Source organism: Amycolatopsis sp. TRM77291 (genome assembly GCF_054166285.1).
In genome coordinates, this window is sequence record NZ_JBSZHF010000001.1 from 3,565,224 (window position 1) to 3,584,016 (window position 18,793).

Annotated in this window: 15 protein-coding genes; all 15 read right to left on the reverse strand. The window is 70.3% G+C overall.

Annotated features, from left to right (window positions below):
• Nucleotides 1-2 precede the first annotated feature (2 nt).
• The 15 genes from ACXIZN_RS16575 to ACXIZN_RS16645 all read right to left on the reverse strand — a co-directional run bounded on the left by ACXIZN_RS16575 (nucleotide 3) and on the right by ACXIZN_RS16645 (nucleotide 18,792).
• Entirely contained in the window at nucleotides 3-1,322 is a 1,320-nt protein-coding gene (locus ACXIZN_RS16575; RefSeq protein WP_457955499.1) for a COG1470 family protein, read from the reverse strand.
• Nucleotides 1,323-1,825: 503 nt separating this feature from the next.
• The gene (locus ACXIZN_RS16580) at nucleotides 1,826-5,836 is read right to left on the reverse strand and encodes a DPP IV N-terminal domain-containing protein (RefSeq protein WP_457955500.1); all 4,011 of its coding nucleotides are present in this window, start codon (nucleotides 5,834-5,836) and stop codon (nucleotides 1,826-1,828) included.
• 434 nt (nucleotides 5,837-6,270) lie between these two features.
• Nucleotides 6,271-7,245 carry an NADase-type glycan-binding domain-containing protein gene (locus ACXIZN_RS16585; protein WP_457955501.1) on the reverse strand — a complete coding sequence of 325 codons (975 nt, stop codon included), beginning with the start codon at nucleotides 7,243-7,245 and terminating at the stop codon, nucleotides 6,271-6,273.
• Nucleotides 7,246-7,247: 2 nt separating this feature from the next.
• A complete protein-coding gene (locus tag ACXIZN_RS16590) occupies nucleotides 7,248-7,787 on the reverse strand; it encodes a phage tail protein (protein WP_457955502.1) in 540 nt (179 codons plus the stop codon).
• Nucleotides 7,784-9,745: a putative baseplate assembly protein gene (locus ACXIZN_RS16595; protein WP_457955503.1), complete on the reverse strand. Its 1,962-nt coding sequence runs from the start codon at nucleotides 9,743-9,745 to the stop codon at nucleotides 7,784-7,786. The genes ACXIZN_RS16590 and ACXIZN_RS16595 overlap by 4 nt, the downstream gene beginning before the upstream one ends.
• The gene (locus ACXIZN_RS16600; protein ID WP_126730964.1) at nucleotides 9,745-10,155 is read right to left on the reverse strand and encodes a GPW/gp25 family protein; all 411 of its coding nucleotides are present in this window, start codon (nucleotides 10,153-10,155) and stop codon (nucleotides 9,745-9,747) included. The genes ACXIZN_RS16595 and ACXIZN_RS16600 overlap by 1 nt, the downstream gene beginning before the upstream one ends.
• 1 nt (nucleotide 10,156) lies before the next feature.
• Nucleotides 10,157-10,438, reverse strand: a complete 282-nt coding sequence (locus ACXIZN_RS16605) for a PAAR domain-containing protein (RefSeq protein WP_126730963.1) — start codon at nucleotides 10,436-10,438, stop codon at nucleotides 10,157-10,159.
• Nucleotides 10,439-10,650: 212 nt separating this feature from the next.
• Nucleotides 10,651-12,471 (reverse strand): VgrG-related protein, encoded by a 1,821-nt coding sequence (locus ACXIZN_RS16610; protein ID WP_457955505.1) that lies wholly within the window; start codon nucleotides 12,469-12,471, stop codon nucleotides 10,651-10,653.
• Nucleotides 12,464-13,228, reverse strand: a complete 765-nt coding sequence (locus ACXIZN_RS16615; protein WP_126730959.1) for a CIS tube protein — start codon at nucleotides 13,226-13,228, stop codon at nucleotides 12,464-12,466. The genes ACXIZN_RS16610 and ACXIZN_RS16615 overlap by 8 nt, the downstream gene beginning before the upstream one ends.
• A 2-nt stretch (nucleotides 13,229-13,230) precedes the next feature.
• Nucleotides 13,231-13,677: a phage tail protein gene (locus tag ACXIZN_RS16620; RefSeq protein WP_126730957.1), complete on the reverse strand. Its 447-nt coding sequence runs from the start codon at nucleotides 13,675-13,677 to the stop codon at nucleotides 13,231-13,233.
• An 11-nt stretch (nucleotides 13,678-13,688) separates the two neighbouring features.
• On the reverse strand, nucleotides 13,689-16,175 hold the full coding sequence (locus ACXIZN_RS16625) for a hypothetical protein (protein WP_457960532.1): 2,487 nt from the start codon (nucleotides 16,173-16,175) through the stop codon (nucleotides 13,689-13,691).
• Nucleotides 16,176-16,182: 7 nt separating this feature from the next.
• Nucleotides 16,183-16,341, reverse strand: a complete 159-nt coding sequence (locus ACXIZN_RS16630; RefSeq protein ID WP_016333592.1) for a DUF6760 family protein — start codon at nucleotides 16,339-16,341, stop codon at nucleotides 16,183-16,185.
• A complete protein-coding gene (locus ACXIZN_RS16635) occupies nucleotides 16,338-16,787 on the reverse strand; it encodes a hypothetical protein (RefSeq protein ID WP_457955508.1) in 450 nt (149 codons plus the stop codon). The genes ACXIZN_RS16630 and ACXIZN_RS16635 overlap by 4 nt, the downstream gene beginning before the upstream one ends.
• Before the next feature lie 4 nt (nucleotides 16,788-16,791).
• The gene (locus ACXIZN_RS16640) at nucleotides 16,792-17,235 is read right to left on the reverse strand and encodes a phage tail protein (protein ID WP_191250584.1); all 444 of its coding nucleotides are present in this window, start codon (nucleotides 17,233-17,235) and stop codon (nucleotides 16,792-16,794) included.
• Nucleotides 17,236-17,250: 15 nt separating this feature from the next.
• Entirely contained in the window at nucleotides 17,251-18,792 is a 1,542-nt protein-coding gene (locus tag ACXIZN_RS16645) for a phage tail sheath family protein (protein ID WP_457955510.1), read from the reverse strand.
• Nucleotide 18,793 lies beyond the last annotated feature (1 nt).

Consider the following 18,793-nt stretch of genomic DNA (forward strand, 5'->3'; position numbering starts at 1 on the left):
GTCTATTCGACCCGGCCGGAGAAGGAGACCGACGGCGTGCACCGGGCACCGCCTCCCGGTGCCTGGCAGCTGACGGCGAGCACGATCTTCTCCCCCGGGGCGAACCGCCAGGCCTGCAACCAGTGGTGGTCGAGGTCGCGGAAGTTCGCGAGGCCGACCTCCAGCAGGACGGTCTTGGTGCCGCCGGCGTCCCGCAGCAGCCGCAAGGTTCCGTTGTCGCCACGCGGGTTCTGCAGGATCAGGTCCGTGACGACCAACGTTTTCGCGGCGTCCGGCAAGGTGTAGGGGAATTCGGCGAAGCGGTTGACGTTCGAGTCGACGGCCGCGTCCGCCGCCACCCGGAAGTCGGTCGGTGTCCCGGCGGCGTTGCCCGCCGGATTGGGGACGCCGTTCGACGGCCGGGGGCCGGGAGCCGCGCCGTCCACGGGCGGGGTCAGCCCGACGGCCTTCATCGCGTCTTCGGAGTTCTGCTTGGCCTGACCGGCGTCCTTCTTCGCCTCGCCGGCGGCGCCACCGGCCTCCTGCGCCGCCTTGATCACCTCCTGGTTCTGTTCCTGAGCGGCTTCACGAGCGGCCGATTTCACCGCGGGCCTCAGCACGGTGAACCACAGCGCCACCAACGCCAGCAACAACAGCAGCAACGCGGCCAGCGCGGGCAGCAGCCATTTCGGCAGCAGCTGCCGCTGCACCATGGTGCCTTCGGTCTTGAGCGGTTCGGCGTCGTCGGCGATGACGAACACCTGGAAGCGATGCCGCACGGGCTGACCGCGCAGGAACCGTTTCCGCGGCCTGGCCCGGAGACGGACGAACGCGGCCGTGCCCGGTGCGAGGTCGGCCCGGCTCCGTTCGAGCTCGAAGTCGAGTTCGTCCTCGGGGTCGAGCGCGCTCAGTTCGACGGCGACCGGATGGTTCCCGCGGTTGTCGACGGCGACTTCGAAGTCGGCCTTGGAACCGGCCTCCACCTTCGCCGGAACGACCTCGGCGGTCACCTCGGTGAAGGCACCGAGCCGGACGGTGCCCTCTTCGACCACCGACCCCGCCGGATCCTCACTCGAGAAAACCCTGACGCCGAAAGGAATCACGCCGGCCGGGACGTCGGAAGACCGCGGCGGCGCGAACCGGACGACGACCGTGCCCGCCTCCCCCGGCATCAGGTTCACCGTCGCCGGTTCCGCGGTGGCCCAGGCACCCGGGTCGCCGACCACCTCGATCGCGAACTGATCGACCACCCGTCCGGCATTGCGAACGGTCACCGAGCAGCTGATCTCCTGGCCCGGTTCCGCGACCAGGCCCGCCTCCGACAGCGTCGCCGTTGCTCCCATACCCGGAAGTCTGCGCGTCCGGCATTCCCACCGGCACCGGCGGACGGGTGTGCGGCCGTGCGCCGGTCGTTGCCCATAGGGGCAGTGCCCTCCTCGGCCTGGTGGCGGGATCTCCGTTGCCGGTCTGGCCGGTGTACGGAGTGGCTGACATGTCGCGAAAGCCACTTTCAGGACGTCAGACGTCTCGAAAGTGGCTTTCGCGACATGTCAGGACGGGTCAGGAGAAGATCAACCGTGCCGTGTTCGCGGGCAGGGCCGGTGGTGGGCTGAAGGCTCCCATCGCCGCGTCTGATGCGACGNGCCACTTTCAGGACGTCAGACGTCTCGAAAGTGGCTTTCGCGACATGTCAGGACGGGTCAGGAGAAGATCAACCGTGCCGTGTTCGCGGGCAGGGCCGGTGGTGGGCTGAAGGCTCCCATCGCCGCGTCTGATGCGACGAAAGGAGCCTGCAGCCCGGCGGCGGGAAACCGTGACTTCCCGACCCGAATCCACCGACGGACACTCAGCCCCGGGTGATGAACGGCGGTTGCAGTGTGCGGAGCACCACCAGGATCGGCTCCGATCGCGCCTGCCCGAATTTCGGGCCGGCCACCGAGGTCACGTTCACGGTGCGCGGGCCGATCAGGTCGTGGTGGAAGATCAAGAAGCGCGCCTCGAACCGTCCGTCCGCGCCGACCGTGACCAGCCCCGGCGCGGAAATTCCCGCCGACCAGGCCAGCCGGACCATCGCGCCCGGCGGGAAGTCCGTTCCCCGCACCCGTGGGACGAAGCCGAGCGTGCCGACCTTCGGATCCAGTTCGACCACCGGCTGCCGGACCACCACTCGCGCGTTCGCCGTGTTGTCCGCGGCGTTGTTGTCCGGCCCGGTGGTGCTCACCGTCCCGGACACCTGGCCCTCGAAAGCGGCCTTGGCGGCCAAGGAGATCCGGACCGTCACGGTCTGACCGGGCGCCAGTGTCCCGAGCGCGCAACTTCCGCCGCCCGGCACACATCCGGGCGCCCCCGAGGTCGCCGGGAGCCGCGGTGGCAGCTGGGTCACGAGCCGGACAGCCGGCATCGGAGCCTGGGAACCGTTGTGCACCAGGTACGTCAGCACCACGTCGTCGCCGCCGGTGAACAGCGGGACCGCCGAGACCGACATCCCGACCGACAAGGAGCCGGGAGTCACCGGCGGCGCCGGTTTCCCGCCGACCGTCACGACCGCCGTCACGGAGTTGTCCCGCGGGTCGGCGTCCTGGCCGGTGGCGGTGATCGTGCCGGTCGCCGCCTGCGTTCCCGCCGTCAGGCCCGCCGCGCCGAACCGCACCCGTACTTCCTCGCCCGGCACCAGCGTGCCGAACGCGCACACCGGTTCGGGGGTGCAGGTGCCCTTGGTGGGAAGGACCGCGGACGGCCGCAGCCCGGCGGTCAGCCGGACGAACAGACCCACCACGGGTGACGCGGTGGCCCCGCGATTGGTGACCACGAACTCGAACGTGGCGAGCCCCTCGAACGGGATCGCGGCGGGTACGGCGCTCGCGCTCACGGTGAGGTCGGGAATCCGCTGGAACGCGGGCTGTTCGGCTCCGCCGGGGCCGTCGATGAGGACCCGGCTTTCGCCGCCGGTGAACGGCACGACCGCGACCCGTGGCGGGGACTCGCCCGGGAAGTTCGTGTAGGCGACGAGCCCGCCGTCCGGCGACCAGGCCGGATCGTCGACGTATCCCGTGCGCTGCACCAGGACCCGGCCCGGCCCGCCGTCCGCGGGAGCGACACAGACCAGCGTGTTGCCGCTCTGGAACGCCAATGTGGCCCCGTCCGGCGAGACGTCCGCCGCGCCTTCCGCGCCCGCGCCGCAACCCGGCCCGAACTGCGACGAAAGATCACGCTGGTCTCCCGGCACGACAATGTCGGGCGAAGGCTGGGTCAGGGCGACCTGCCACACCAGCTTCCGCCGGTCCTCTCCCGGCGGGACGACGGCCATGACCGCGGTCTCGACCGCCGTGCCGTTCCTCCCGGTCGCCCGGCACGTCACCGTGGTGGCACCGACCGGGAAAAGGCTGCCGGACAAGGGAGTACACCTCGGACTGAGCTGGCTCCCGTCCACATCCACCGCGCTCACGGGATACTCGATCACCGTGGGGCCGGCCCCGGTCACCGTCCGGTCGTGCAGCGTGATCAGTGGCAGCGCGGGATCCTTGACGCGCACGGTGACGTTCTCGGTGTAGCCCGGCCGCACGGTGGTTTCCCCGTTCAACCGGAACTCCACGCGGCAGCGCAGGAAGGAACCCGGCGCCGCCGTCGGGGACACCGTCACCGTTTCGGTGAACCGCGCGTCCGTGCCGCCCGGGACACGTTGCGGCACCGCGGGATCGAACGTCATCGTGAGGCCGGGATCGCAGAAGCTCACCGGCTGGACGCTGACCGGGAGGTCGCCGATACCCGCGATGATCGCCTCCGAGATCTGGCCGGGGTCGGTGCCGGGTGTGAGGACACCCTCGGTCGCCTTGGTGATCGCGGTCGCCTGTCCCCGCGCGTCGAGGCCGCGGTCGGGATCCTCGCTCGGCCCGCCGGTGACCGCGGGCACGGCCACCACGCTGATCTTCGCCGCGTTCAGTGCGGCGATCACCTCCGCCCTCGGTGGGGTCTCGTGGCTCGCCGCGTCCCCGACCAGCACGACGACCCGGCTGCTGCCCGGACGGAAGGTGATGGCTCCGGTCGCGACCTTCTGCAGGGCGAGCAGCCAGTCCTCGGCGGTGTCTCCGCCACCCGCCGCCTTGATCCGGGCGAACGCGTCGGACAGGAGCTTCCGCTCGGCGTCGGTGCCCGCCGGGGTCAGCGGCTGCTGCACGACGAACGGCCGCGGGGCGGGGTCGCCCACGTCCCCGAACGCCGCGACCGCGAACCATGCGTCCTTCTCCCGGTCCCGCACGCTGTCGACGACCTTGCCGAGGTTCGTCTTGACCTCCTCGATCACCCCGCCCATGGAACCGGTCTGGTCCATCAACAGGACGACGTCCGGCAGCGACCGGATCCGGTCGGTCCGCACCGTCTTGCCGATCCGAGTGGAACCGCCGCGCCCGACCGGGACGTCCACCATCGCGGGGTCCACTCTGGACGGTCCCGGTGGTCCGATCCGGGTGGCGGCCCGGGTGAACGTGATCTTCGTTCCGTCCGCCGACCACACCGGCTGCGAGTCGTCACCGCGCAGATGCGCCGGGATCGGGATGTCGGCGAGAAGACGGCCGTCCGCGGCGCGCACGATCCGCACGAAACTGTCGGAACCATCCCCGACCGGCACGGTCCGGGTGAACGCGATCTTCGTGGCGTCCGGCGACCATGCCGGGTGGCGCTCGCGCTTACCGTCCTCGGCCCCGGTCAACGGCCTCGGCGCGCCGCCGTCGGCGTTCGCCACGACGATCTGACTGCTTCGGAACTCACCAGTGCCGAATTCCGTGTAGGCCAGCGAAGCCCCGTCCGGTGAGAAGGCGGGGTCGGCTTCGTCGGCGTCCGGCCGGTTCGTGAGGTCGCGGCGATCGCCGCCGCGCGCGTCCGCGCTCCAGATGTCGGTGGTGTCCCCGCCGCGGAGCTGGGTGAACACCGGCTGGCCACCGGTGCGGAACGTCGGTTCGGTCTCGCCGGTCCCGGGCTGCGCGGAGATCACCGAGACCTGACCGCCCACGACCTGTCTGACGTCGCCGAGCGGATCCGGTTGACGCGTGGTGAAGGCCAGCCGCGCACCGTCCGGCGACCACGCGGGCTCGGACGAATCGCCGGGCTCCGGGACCGCCCTGGTGACCGCGCCGCCGGTGTCGGCCATGACCACGACGTCCCCTGCCGGGTCGAATCTGGTGGTGGTGAACGCGATCCGCGAACCGGTGGGGGCCCAGGCGGGCTGGGTGTCCGCGCCGGGGTCGTTGGTCAGGCGCGTCGGCTGGCCGCCGCCCGCCGGCACGATGTAGAGGTCACCGGCCGGGTCCTCGCCGGTACCGCTGAACACGAGACGGCCGCCGTCGGGCGACCAGCTCGGCGAATCCTCCACCGCCGGCCCGGAGGTCACCTGGCGCAGACCGCGGCCGTCGACGCCGATGACGAAGATGTCCTTGCTGCCCGTGCGTTCCGAGACGAACGCGACCGACGAACCGTCGGGCGACAACGCCGGACGCGTGTCGGCGGTCGCGTCGTCGGTCAGGCGCGCCGGAACCCGGGTGCCGTCCCGCAGGTACCAGATCTCGCCGTCGCGCTCGGCACCGTCGCGGACGGCCCGTCTGCTCACCCACACCAGGCCGCCGTTGCCCGCGGACGCGTCGGAATCGACGCTCGCGGCACCCGCGGGCAGCGCCTCCACCACGCCCTCGCCGGTCGCCTGGACCAGGCCTGTGGTCGCGGCGCTGACGTAGCCGACGCGGTAGGGCGCGGCGGGCGGCGCGGGCTGCTGCGCCGCGGTCGGCGCGAACACCCCGGTGATCGCCGCTCCGCCCAGCACCGCGACCAACGCGATCGCCGCCGCCGCTCGGTTCGGGCGCATGGTCATCCAGTCCTTCCTAGGTTTCGAGGGCCTCGGGCGGCCTGTGAAAGGGCGAGGTGACGTGTTGCGAAAGCCACTTTCGCAACGTCGACGGCCTCAGCGGCCTGCCCACATGGCTTGGACGCGTGTCGCGAAAGCCACTTTCGAGACGTGTGGTGTCCCGAAAGTGGCTTCCGCGACATGAGCGCCGACGAGACCACGACCGGACTGCCTGCCCGTCAGGCACGTTCGCCTCACCCCTCGGGGAACGAATCGGGAGCTTCACGTGANGCGAAAGCCACTTTCGAGACGTGTGGTGTCCCGAAAGTGGCTTTCGCGACACGCACGCCGACGGAGCCACGAGCCGACTGCCCACCCCACCAGAAACATTCGCCTTACCCCTCACTACAACAGCCATTCCCACCCACGCCCCCACGCAAAGCGCGGTCTGGTGTGGACGGTCAACCCGCCTCGAACAGCTCGATCTCGGAGATCGCGACGTCCATGCCGTCCAGCGAGCGATGCAGCCCGACCACGTGCAGCTCGACGCCGGTCGCGCCCGCGCTGTTCTCGATCGGGACCTCCTGGGCGTCCGGCGTGTCGGCCAGCACCATGTCGTAGGTCTTGCCGGTGGAGAACACGAGATGCAGGGTCTTCGGCCGGTGCGCGGCCTGGAAGTTCGCGCCGTTGCCGGAATGCACGATCGCCTTCCGCAGATCGACCGGACGGTCGAAGGTGAACACCAGTACGGGTTCGCTCTGGGCGGGCGCCGCCCAGAAGGTGTTCGTGGCGTTGTCGCCCGCCAGGTTTCCCGGATGCCCTGGCGCCTGCGCGGTCGCGGTCACCTTGCTCGGGCGTACCGGGTTCAGCTTCGTTTCGAAGATCCCCGTCGTCTGATTCCACAGGCCGACGGCGGCGGTGTTGATCGCGCCCCGGAACGGCTGGTACAGCGCGTAAATCAGCGCCGCGAGCAGCAACATCACCACGATCACCCGGCGGACGGCCTTGCCGACGCGGCGTCGCGCGGCACCGGCGCGGCCGGCGCGACGGCGGACACCGTCCTTACCCGGCCGCTCCCCCGCCTTGTGTTCCTTGGCGCGGCGGCCGAACAACCGTCGCCACCACGAGGTCTTCACGACCTCCGACTCGGCGAGAGAAGCGCCGCACCGGCCGCAGAAGTTGCGCGTGGGCACGTTGCCCTTGCCGCATCTGCCGCAGATCAGGTCGCCCGGGTTGAGCACCTGCTCTTCGGCCGTCCGCTGCTGCGGCTGCCGGACCGGGGCGAGCTGCTCGCCGGGCTGGACGACGTGTGGCTGGGCGGCCGGTCGCCGCGCCGCGACGGGTTCCTCATCGTCCCATTTCAAGTACCGCCCGCATTCGCCGCAGAACTCGACGTCGGCGGGGCCCTGATGCCCGCACTCCCGGTAAATGACCATCGCTACCCCTCCACCACTTCCACCGTGACGCGCACGTGTGCGGGCACCGAGTCGACGACCGTCGCCGTCAGCCGTCGTTCGTCGATCCGCTCCCGCTCGGCCACCCGGACCCGCACGTGGACCCACGGCGGTCCCGGGTCCGGGAGCGGCGCCCCGGGCTCCGGCGACGCCACGACACCGCCGCTGTCGGTCACCTCGACCGCGCCGCCGGTCAGCAGCCGCACGTGCTCGGCGAGCCCGCGCTGCGTTCCGCGCCACCGATGCAGCTCGACCGAGCGGAGCACGAGTTCGCGCAGCCGGGCCGGGCTCCAGCCCTCGTCGACGCGCAGCGCCACCCAATGCGCCAGCCAGCCGACGAAGTCCTCCGGCGCCAGTTCCGGGTCGAGGTAACCCGGGAAGTTGTCCAACGTGGCGAAGACCGGTGCGAGCACTTCGTCGAGCGCACCGGTGAAGCCCTGGACGAACCGGTCCTCGGCGTAGACCGAGGGCAGTTGCTCACCGATCGGATACGGGCTCGGCAGCCCGGGCACGGCCGCTCTCATCCGTCACTCTCCCGGACCCGGACCTGATGCCCGAACGAGAACGCGAGCGCGTGCGGCGGCAGGTCGAGCCGGTCGACCTGCTCACCGCGTTCCCGCGTGATCGGATTGGCCGCGAACAGGCGGACGTCCTCGACCATCTCGACCCCGGGAAGCCGTTGCAGCACCGCGAAGACCTCGCCGGACCGCACCGGCCGCCCGAACGGCCAGCCCTCGCCGTCCGGGCCGCCGGTGAGCGGGTTGAAGTAGTCGTAGAGCGCCTGCGTCGCCCGCGGGCCGAGGGCGCCGGGGCTGGTCCGGCGGCGCGCCTTCAACCGGGCGACGACCGTGACCCCGTGGTAGAACGGCGCTTCCACGGACACGAGCGCGCCGACGCAGCGGCGTTCGTCCAGATACCGCTCGATCCGTGTCCGCATCCCGGATTCGAGCATCAGCGTCGCGAAGTTCAGCTCGCCGGTGTCGGGAACCGCTGGCACCACGAGGACTCGGACCGCACCGGTCTCGCGACCGTCTGCGCCGTGCGCGGGCACACAGCGCACCCTCGCCGCCTCGGGCGCCGCTTCGCGCGCGAGCTGTTCGTAATCCTCGGCGGTGACCGCGCGGTCGCGGGTGCGCAGCAGCAGCGGACCGCGGACCGCCGCGTCCCGTACCGACTCGCCGTCCACCCCACCGGTCGCCGGGCGGCGGTTCACCACGGTGCTGACGAACGGGATCGGATCCCGTTGCACTTCAAGCACTTCGCGGGCGACGTTCCCACGCCGGCCGCCACCGGCCCGGTACGCGGGCACCCGGATCGCGGCGGCCTTGGCCGGAACGGCACCGTAGTACCTCAGGCCGCCCTCGGGCTGGCGCACGGCCGGGCCGAACGCGATCTCACCGTTCACCCGGTCGAGCTGGACGTGCCGGTCGTCCGGACCCGACTCGGCGAACGAGGACACCTCGGTCCACTCCTGCCAGCCGTCGGGACCGGACACCTCCACGATCAGCTCGTCCCCGCCGGCGACCACCGGACGCCTGCCGAGCGGGAACCGCTGTCCGGGCAGGCCGTCCGAGGTACCGACGACCTCGCCGCGCACGACCTCGGCGTGTACCGCGCCGACCGTGCCGCCGATGGTCGACGCCTCGACCGAACGCAGCCGCGGCGGCCGCTGGAAGAACGGCTGATACTGCTTCGGTTCCGTCAACCGGCACCGGACCCAGCCCGCGTGCCTGCCGGCGAGCACCGACACCGCGTGCCCCGGCGGTACGTGCAGGACGACGTCACCCGGCCGGTTGAACGCGCCGGTGCTGTCCCGGTCGATCTCACCGGCCACCCAGCCGTGCCCGTCCCATGCCTCCCACACCCACGGCGGGTCGTGCGGGTCGACGCCCTGTCCCTCGACCTCGCAGTCCATCCGCAGCAGCACCGCGCAGCCGGGCACGGCGTCCGACAGTCCGAAGTAGACGGAATCACCGGGCGCGGGATTTTCGGCGAAACACGCGGGTTCGCCGCCGACCAGCAGCTCGTCGGTGCGGTCGACCGGTGGCGCACCGGTGGCGGAACCGCCGGTCGCCAGGCCCGCGAGTGAACACGGCACGATCGTCAGCGTCCGCTCCACGGTGAACACGACCGGGTCCTCGACCTCGTCGCGCACACTCGCGACCTGGTTTCCCGCGGGGACGACCACGGGGACGTCGCGCGCCGCCGAGAGCCAGAACGTCACGTCGGCGCGCGCGGCGGCCGGTGGGAACAGCCGCACGCCGATGAGGTCGAGGAACCGAAGATAGTGCAGGTCCGGCACGCGGTTGAGCCGGTAGAGCAGCTGGTCGACCATCTGCGCGAACGTCTCGATCAGTGTCACGCCGGGATCGGAGACGTTGTGGTCCGTCCATTCCGGACAGTTGCGCTGGACGAGGTACTTGGCTTCGTCGACCAGGTCCTGGAACCGCCGGTCGTCGAGGTTGGGCAGGGGCAGCGACATCACACACCGTCCTGAACGGACTCGTGCGGCGGGATGACGTAGAACGGGAAGACCAGGTTGCGCGGGTCGTTGGTCCCGCGCAGCCGGTACTTGATGTCGATCAGCAGCGTGCCGCGTTCGGCCTCGGAGAACCCGACCACGACGTCGGTGAGCGTGATCCGCGGCTCCCATCGTTCCAGCGCGGTGCGGACCTCGTAGGCGATCTGCCCGGCGGTGGCCGAATCGGCGGGCGCGAACACGAGATCGTGCACCGCGCAGCCGAACTCCGGCCGCATCGGACGTTCACCGGGGGCGGTGGCCAGTATCAGCCGGATACTCTCGACGACCTCGCGTTCACCGCCGACCAAGGCGATCGAACCCGTCGCGTCGGTGCGCACCGGGAACGCCAGTCCCCTGCCGAGGAAATCCACGTCAGCCTCCGATCAGGACGGTCGGGCAGCCCAGGACGATCGGCGCGCCGCAGGCGGCCAGGTCCCCCATCCGCGCCGCGGGCAGGCCGCCGATCAGCACCGTCGGGCAGCCCGGTGGCGCGATCGGCGTCGGCGGATGCACCGCGGGCGGCGGGAACGAGCAGGTGTGCACCGTTCCGACGGTGGCGGCGGGCATCCCGCCGATGAGCACGGTCGGCACCCCAGGTCCGGCGATGACGCCCGGATGCCCGGTCGGGTCGCCGACCCTCGCTGCTGGTGGCATGCCCACTCCCCTCGGTTGCTCAAGACCCGGCGGGTCTTGGTTGCCGGTCTGCCTGGTGCGCGGAGTCGCCGGCGTGTCGCGAAAGCCACTTTCGGGACGTCAGGTGTCGCGAAAGTGGCTCGCGAAAGCCACTTTCGGGACGTCAGGTGTCGCGAAAGTGGCTTTCGCGACACGCCGCGAGCGTCTGTCGCAGACATCCCGGCTCCGCCCCCTCAGTTGATCTTGACCACGCTGCCGCGCACGGTCACCATGCCGCTCGCGGTCAGCTCCGCCTGGCCCTGTCCCTTCACCGATACCGTCGCGCCTTCGACCTGCACGCCCGCCGTGCCCGACAGCTTCAGGCCACTACCCGCCTCGACGGTCGCCTCGGTCATCGACTTCACGGAGACCTTCTGCCCCTTGAGCTCCAGCGGACCGCTGCCCGCGTCGATGCTCACCCCGTTCCGCGCCTTCACCGTGATGCCCTTACCGCTGGTGACCTCGATCATCTGGTTCTTCTGGTCGAGTTTGACCACCAGCTTCCCGTCCCCGGAGGCGACGACGATGCCGTCCTGTTCGGCGAATTCGAGCTTGTGCCCCTTGCGCGAAACGAAGCCCCGGACGGCGATCTCGCCGCTGTTGCCGTCGATCGGCGACGCGGCGAACTTCGGGACCGCGTCTACGCCGTTATACAATCCACCGAGGACATACGGCGCCTCGAAGTCGCCTTGCTCGAAGCCGACGAGCACTTCGTCGCCGACCTCGGACAGGACCATCGCGCCCCGCCCGTTCCCGGCACCGGGCTGCACCGTGCGCGCCCAGTTGCTGGTGAAGTTCCGATCCAGCCAGGGAAAGGTCAGCTTGACCCGGCCGAGCCCGGCAGGATCCCTCGCGTCGCTGACCACCGCCGGCACCACTCCGGGCCACGCCGACGTCCCCTGGCCGCCGGCGACCAGCCCGTAGAGCGAGCGTTCCTGCCTGCCGGAGACGGTGAACTCGGTGGTGTAGCCGACTTCCGCGTTGAACAGGTGCCGGGTGCTGGTGAGCGTGTACTTGCCGGCGAACGGTTTGCCGACGCCGGTCAGCGTCACCGCCGCGCCCGCCCGGAGCTTCGGATTGCCCTTGGCCACCCCGTCGAGTTCGGTGCAGGCGCCGCCGAGCCGCTCGGACAGCGCGACCGCCGCCGCTTTGGCTTCGGCCTGGGTCCGCCGCGGCGTGTCCGCCGAGACGTATTTGGGGCTGGCGAACTTGTTCGCGAGCGCGACCGGGTCGACGCCCTCGACCTCGGTTCCCGCGTTCGTCGGCTTTTCGACGGCCACCAGGGGCTGCTTCCGCTCGATGTCCCAGCCGCGGGCCTCGACCTCGGGCACCTGCTCGGCCGCGGTGACGCTGGCGCGCAGGCTGACCAGCGTCCGATGTGCTTCCAGCACCAGCGGGTCGGTGTTGGCCTTCGCGGTGACAGCGGGCGCGGCCGAAGGCTTCTCGGCGAGGCTGAAGTCCAGCGCGCCGCCGCGCACCGCGATCTGGGCGCCGACCGATTCGGCCAGCCGGGACAGGAACTCCCAGTCGCTCACGTTGTCCTGGCTGAACTGCGTATGCGGGCGGCCGCCGACCCCGCGGACCGAGTCGACCTTGCCGACCTTCAGCCCGGCCCGCTGGGTCACCTTCCTGACGACGTCGGCGAGGCTCATCCCCGGGTAGACCGCGACCCGTCGGCCGCGGAACAGCCGGTGCGCGTGGTCGTAGCCGCGTACCTCGGTGAAGGTGCCGATCCGGTCGAGGTCGATCGCGACCGCGGTGACCTCGCCGGAGAGCAGCTCCTGCGGCCCTTCGGGATCGGAGGTCTGCACCTTCAGCTTGACGGGCACCCCGACGGTGAACTTCCCCTTGTCCAGCACCACGTGCCCGGAGTCGCGGAAGCGCAGGACGAACATGTCCGGCAAGTTCCGGCTGTCGTCGACATAGGCGTAGGAGAGCAGCGTCTTCACGTCGTCGGGCAGCGGTCCCCCGGCGACCTCGACGATGAGGTTGTTCGCGAAGCTCTCGTTAGCCATCGAGTTCCTCCAGCGCCGGCACGAGCAACCGGGTGCCGGGCCGCATGCGCATCGGGTCGTCGATGTCGTTGGCGTCGGCGATCTCGCGCCACTTCCCCGCGTCGCCATAGGCCCGGAACGCCACCGCCTGCAGGGAATCGCCGGCGACGAAGACATGCGTGTCGCGTGCCGCCAGCGCGCCCGAGGTCGGGTTCTGGCCGCTCAGCTCGCCGGCGATCTCCTCCAGGTTCACCGTGCACACCGCGCGCACCGGCGTGCCCGACGGTGTGAACAGCGTGTACTTCGCGGTGACGTTGGCGACGTAGGCGGGGAACCCGGTCATACCGCCCCATTTGAAGATCACCCACGGCGGCGAACCCTTGCCGTGCTGCCGGCTTTCCTCGGTGGCGACGCAGCAGGTGAAGAGCTGCTCGACCTTCTTGACGACGGCGTCGTCCATCTTGTCGGTGGCGTCGAGGAACATCTCCAGTGCGAGCTTGCACGGGTCCGAGCCCTTGAACTCGGGTGGCCCGCTCTTCTTCGCGTTGCGCTGCGGGTCACGGCCCCATTTGGCGTTCTTGGTGAGCGAGAGTTCCTTGGGGTTGAACTGGAACTTGATCTCGAACAGCTTGGCGCCGGGCTGCCCGGTGCCGCCGGACTGCGGGGGTTTGCGGACTTCGAGCAGCGCGCGCTGAAGGTTGTTCGGGGCCGGTTCGCCGGAGCCGTACGCCGCGGGCGGCTGGGACCCGGCGGAGGTGAACGTGACGGGCGAGGACATGGCTAGCCCTTCTTCGCCGGGCTCAGAAAGCCGTGGTGGGCCAGTTCGAGGGTCTCGGTGGCGACCTTCGGCGAGTCGGGCGAGAGCTGCGGCCCGCTCCAGCGCACGGGGACGACACCCTCCAGCGACCAGCTGGCGATCACGGTGCCTTCGAGGGTGCGCGCTTCGATGGTCGCGGTCTTGCGCTGGATGCCGCCCGCCATGTCGGCGAACCACTTCGTGATCTGCGAGCTGGCCTCGGTGACCGGACGGGAGAGCTTGACGTTGGAGTACTTGATCCGCGTCGGGAGCTGCCAGACCATCCCGTTGTTGCCGCCCTCTTCCCGTTGCTCCATGACGAACTCGCAACCCAGCCCGTCACAACTGCTGAAGGCGCCGAGGTTGCCGAGGTTCTTGTCGTCGAGCTTGACGACGTAACAGACGGCGACGGCTTCTTCCGCGTCCGGCATCGGTTTCTCCTTCAGTGCGGGCGATCGGTGAGCGCGCCGCGGCGCTCACGGTCGAGGCGGAGTTCGGTCTTCAGCCGCCGGAGCAGCGGGTCGAAAAGCTTCTTGACGAGTTCCTCGGTCTCCGGCTGCGCGGCCGGGACCGCCGCCGCGGCCGACGTCGTGACCGGCGGTGCGACGGGGTCCGGCGGTGGTGCTTCCGGCTCGCGCTGGAGGACCGGGGCCTCGGACTGTCGCGACACGACGACGGGCGGCACGTTGAGTACAAGGCCCGTGCCGTGGTCGGCGGTCTCGCCCGGCGAGGCGCGTTGCACGGTCCGCAGGGAGTCCATTGTGGATGGTCGACCGGCCCGCACGGGTGGCGTGGCTTCGGCGATCCTCGCCACCGGCAACGGTCCGGTTCCCTCGGCGCTCACCGGGTTGCCGTTGCGCGGCAACAATGGTCGTGGAGCCGGGTCGGGACGGTCGGCGATTCTCGAGACCGGAAGTGCCGCCATCGGCGGGTGAACCACTCCCCCGTCCTCCCGGGGAGCGGTCGGTGTCAGAAGAACCGTGCTGGTCGTTTGCGGCTCCGCGCTGGGTTCGGTCTTCGGCGGTGCCGGGCTGTCCAGGACCCGGACCGACGGTAATGGGTTCGTGTTTTGGCGAGCCTCGACCGTCCGGGACACGGTCAGTGCGGGCAGCTGTGCGCTCCCGCCGGCCTGGCCCGTGAGCGTCGGCCGGCTCGCCGGTACTGGTGATGCGACGGCCGTATCTTCGATGACTCGTGCCACCGGCAGCGGCGCCATCCGCTCCGTTGGGGATGAAGCACTCACCGAGCCGCCCGGCGCCCCGGGCGGCTCCACGGCTTCAAGGGCGTCGAAGGTAGTGACCGGCGAAGATCGCGAGGAGACCGTGATCGGCGCGTCTTCTTCGAGCGTCCCCGGCGATCCGGCACCGGCAGGTCCCGGTAGCGCGGCTTCGTCGCGGAGACGCTGCACCGGCTTGAAAACCGGCGGCATGGCCTGCCGCTTCGGCGACGGCACCTCCAGCGCCGGTTCGACGATCGAACGCTGGACCGCCTCCGCCGCCGATATCCGCATGGCCTGCCGCTTCGGCGACGACACCTCCAGCGCCGGTTCGACGACCGAACGCTGGACCGCCTCCGCCGCCGATATCCGCATGGCCTGCCGCTTCGGCGACGGCACCTCCAGCGCCGGTTCGACGACCGAACGCTGGACCGCCTCCGCCGCGGATGTCCGCGACACCGTTGCCGAGGTGCCCAGCGTCGGCGTCTCGACCGGCCCCGCCGGTGGGATCCGTTCCGCTCCCTCCGTGATCCGTGCGACCGGCCGCGGAACGTCGTCGGGGACCGGCGCGGTCTCTTCGGCGGGCGACGCGGGAAGCACCGTGGTTTCGACGGCACCCGCCAGTGGCGCGTCCGGCTCCGCGGCACTGTCTTCGGCTGCCGTTACGGGCGCCTCGGGTTCGGTGGCGGCCGACCCCGCGACGGTCAGCTCGACGGCGGTCAGCCCGGCAGCGGTCGGCCCGGCAGTGGTCGGCTCGACGGGGGTCAGCCCGGCGGGCGGCGAAACCGGCGTTCGCGGCTCACCCGCGTCCGGCACGATCGGTGCGCCGAGCCCGAGCCGCCGCGGCGATGGCGCGGCCTGCTCGGTCCGTTGGACGACCGGTAGCGCTGGCCGCACCGGCTCACCCGGAGCCTTCTTCGAGGCAGCCGGTTCGATGACGGGTGGCTGCGCGGAATCCGGCACCGGCTGGACCGGCACCGTCTCGAACGACCGGGTATCCGCCGGTTCTGCCTCCGAATGCACCGTGCCGTGGTCCGATGTCGCAGTGTCCACCACTGGCAGCTCGGACGGCGCCGGACTGTCCACAGGAGACTGCTCGACCGCCGGAATCCGCGAATGAGCCGGAGGCATCGGGGCTTCCTGCCGGACGGCCTGGACGGTCCTCACCGGCGGATCGGCGGACGGCGACGGCATCGCCGGCCGGTCGGTTTCACGCGACGCGGCCGCGACGACCGGTAGCACGAACGCGGGCGCCGGCTCGGAAACCGGCCCGGGCTCGTCTGACGACGGCTCGTCCGGATGCACGGTCGTGGATTCCAGTTCCGACGCAGGACTTTCGCCCACAGGTGAGTCCGGCTCGGCATCGCGTTGCACCGCCATCCCCCACAGTCGTGACAGCACGCCACGTTTGCGGGCCGACCGCTGCACCACGGGCATGTCCGGCGCCGGCATCGCTGCCCGCGCGAGACCAGCGATGACCCCCGCGGGCTCCGCCGGACCGACGCGATGGCCCAGCGGTTCCAGGTAGGCCGGGCTCCGCCAGGACGTCAACGAGGAACTGAACCGCTGCACCGGGTTGATCAGCGGATGCTCGGCGACGACGCGCTGGATCGGCGGCAGGCTTCGCCATTCGGCACGCGTGACCGGCAGCACGACCGGAGCCGTCGCGGGCCGCGAGGGCGAGTCCGGCTCCTTCCTGCGCCACCTCCACATCGCCACGTCACCGTCCCTCGCTCATCCGCGTGTTGATCCGGGCGATCTCGGCGACGTAGGTCAACCGGTCGTGGTGTTCGAGGTCGAGGATGTCGTCGAGCGACCAATGCAGGTGATAGGCGACGTACGCGACTTCCTCGTGCAGCCGTCCGGCCGCGTACGTCACGATTCCCCCAGGCGGCCACCGGCGACGTCGACGACGAACTCGTGGCCGCACTCCGGGCAGGCGACACCCGCCCGCGTATGGCCTTCGCTGTTGATCCGGCGGTACATGTCCTGCAGGAACGCCAGATCCGAAGCGAACAGGTTCTCGATGACCCCGGCGTGCACGTCGGTGACGTCGCCGATCCGGGTGATCACCCTCGCCAGCAGCACCACCGTGAGGAAGGCCGAGTTCTCGCGGACCCGGTCGTCCCGCAGCGGGACGAGCTCGTCCCGCGCGGTCGCCAGCCGCATCACCCCGGCGTGGTGCACCTTCCCCGCGTCGTCGACGTACCCGCGCGGGAGTTCGAAGGCGAACTCGGTCCGCAGTTTCGGCCGAGCCTGCTCCTCCGGCACGACGGGGGCTTCGGCGGATTCGGAGGCCGGCGCCGACGCCATCACCCTGCGCATGGGCTCACTCGACTTCCATCTGCTCGTAGGTGACCACGAGCTTCTCGGTGAGCACACTGGTGTCGCCCGCCTTCAGCGCACCGATCTCCAGGCTCTTCGGCCACGCGTTGGTGAGCTTGTAGCGTTTGAGCGGGGTGCCTTCGTAGTCGTAGACGATGATCGCGCCGCCCTTACGAGCGGAACCCATCTTGCCGAAGTGCGCGTCCTTGACCCACTTCTCGAAGCTGCTGTCTTCGGTCAGGCCGCGGGTCAGCGTCACCTCGCCCGCCTTCGGGCGGCCGGGGAGCTTCTTGATGACGTACTTGCCGTCCACGGTGTTCTGCTTGAGCTCGATGACGTCCTGCTCCATCTTCAGTCCGGAGACCTCGGAGATCTGCTTGATCTGAACGCCGTCGATCTCGAGCCCGAAGGAGCAGCCGACGGCCTTGTCAAGATCGGGAAGTGCCATTTCGGAGCCCTTTCACTATTCGTTGACCAGGCTGGTGCCGCCGGACATCTGAGCCAGCCGGAAGATCACGAACTCCGCCGGTTTCACCGGCGCGATGCCCACTTCGCAGATCACCTGGCCGAGGTCGATCCCCTCGGCCGGGTTGGTCTCCCGGTCGCACTTCACGAAGAAGGCTTCGTCGGGAGTGAGGCCGAACAACGCGCCCTTGCGCCACTCCATCACCAGGAAAGCGCTGATCGTGCGCCGGATCCTGGCCCACAGCGCGTCGTCGTTCGGCTCGAACACGACCCACTGGGTGCCGTTGAGGATCGACTCCTCGAGGTAGTTGAACAGCCGCCGCACGTTGAGGTATCGCCACGCCGGATCGCTCGACAACGTGCGCGCGCCCCAGATCCGGATCCCCTTGCCCGCGAAGGAGCGCACGCAGTTCACGCCGATCGGGTTGAGCAGCTCCTGTTCCGCCTTGGTCAGATGGGTTTCGAGCGCCAGCACGCCGCGAACGACCTCGTTGGCCGGTGCCTTGTGGACACCGCGGGTCGCGTCGGTGCGCGCCCAGACTCCCGCCATGTATCCGCTCGGCGGCACGAACGTGTTGGTCCCGCTGGCGGCGTCGAGCACCTGCACCCACGGGTAGTACAACGCCGCGTACTTCGAGTCGTATCCGGCCTGGTCCATCCGCCAGGTGCGGATCTCCTGCGGGTTGAGCCCGGGCGGCGGGTCGACGATCGCCATCCGGTCGCCCATCAGCTCGCAGTGCGCGATCATCGCCAGCTGGACGGCCTTGACGCCGTCGAGATCGATCAGGTCGCGCTGGTGGGCGGCCATCAGGTCCGGCACCGCGACCATGGTGATCTCGTCGATCGCCTCCAGGCCACCGAAACCGGTGCGATCGGCGACGTCGCCGACGTAGTCGTCCGCCGCGATGCGACGCGGGACGGGCGGCGGCTGCGGCGGCTCGGTGAGCACGGCGGTGCCCCGGTCCGGTTTCGCCACCGCGCCACCGGTCGCGAGCTCTTCGATGGTGATGAAGCTCGACTTCTCGCGCACCGACGTGACGACGTTCTCCTTGGTGCGTTTGGTGGTCACGTTGTGGGTCTCGACGACCTTGCCGTCCTTCTTGACGAGCACGGTGAACCGGTCGTCGCCGGGGTTCTCCCCGGTCGGTTCCGTGACCTCGACGGTGAGTTCACCGGGCTGGCCACCGCCCGAGAGTTCCTTCGCGACGAATCGGTAGCCGCCGAGCACGGCCTGGCGTGTCGCGGTCTTCGGCGCCGCACCGTTTTCCTGGCCCCGGGGGCCGCCGATGCGGACGATGTAGCAGTTGGCCCCGCCGTTGAGGAAATAGCCGTAGACCGACTGGGCCAGATAGCAGCCTTCGACGAAGTCGCCGAAGGTCTGGGTGAACTGGGTCCAGTTGGACACCAGGGTCGGCGTGTTGAAGGGGCCGTCCGCCGCGAAACCGACGAAGGCGGCGACGGCGGTGCCCACACCCTCGATCGGCCGGGCGCCCGCCTCGATCTCCTCGACGTACACACCCGGGGTGAGATAGGTGGGCATG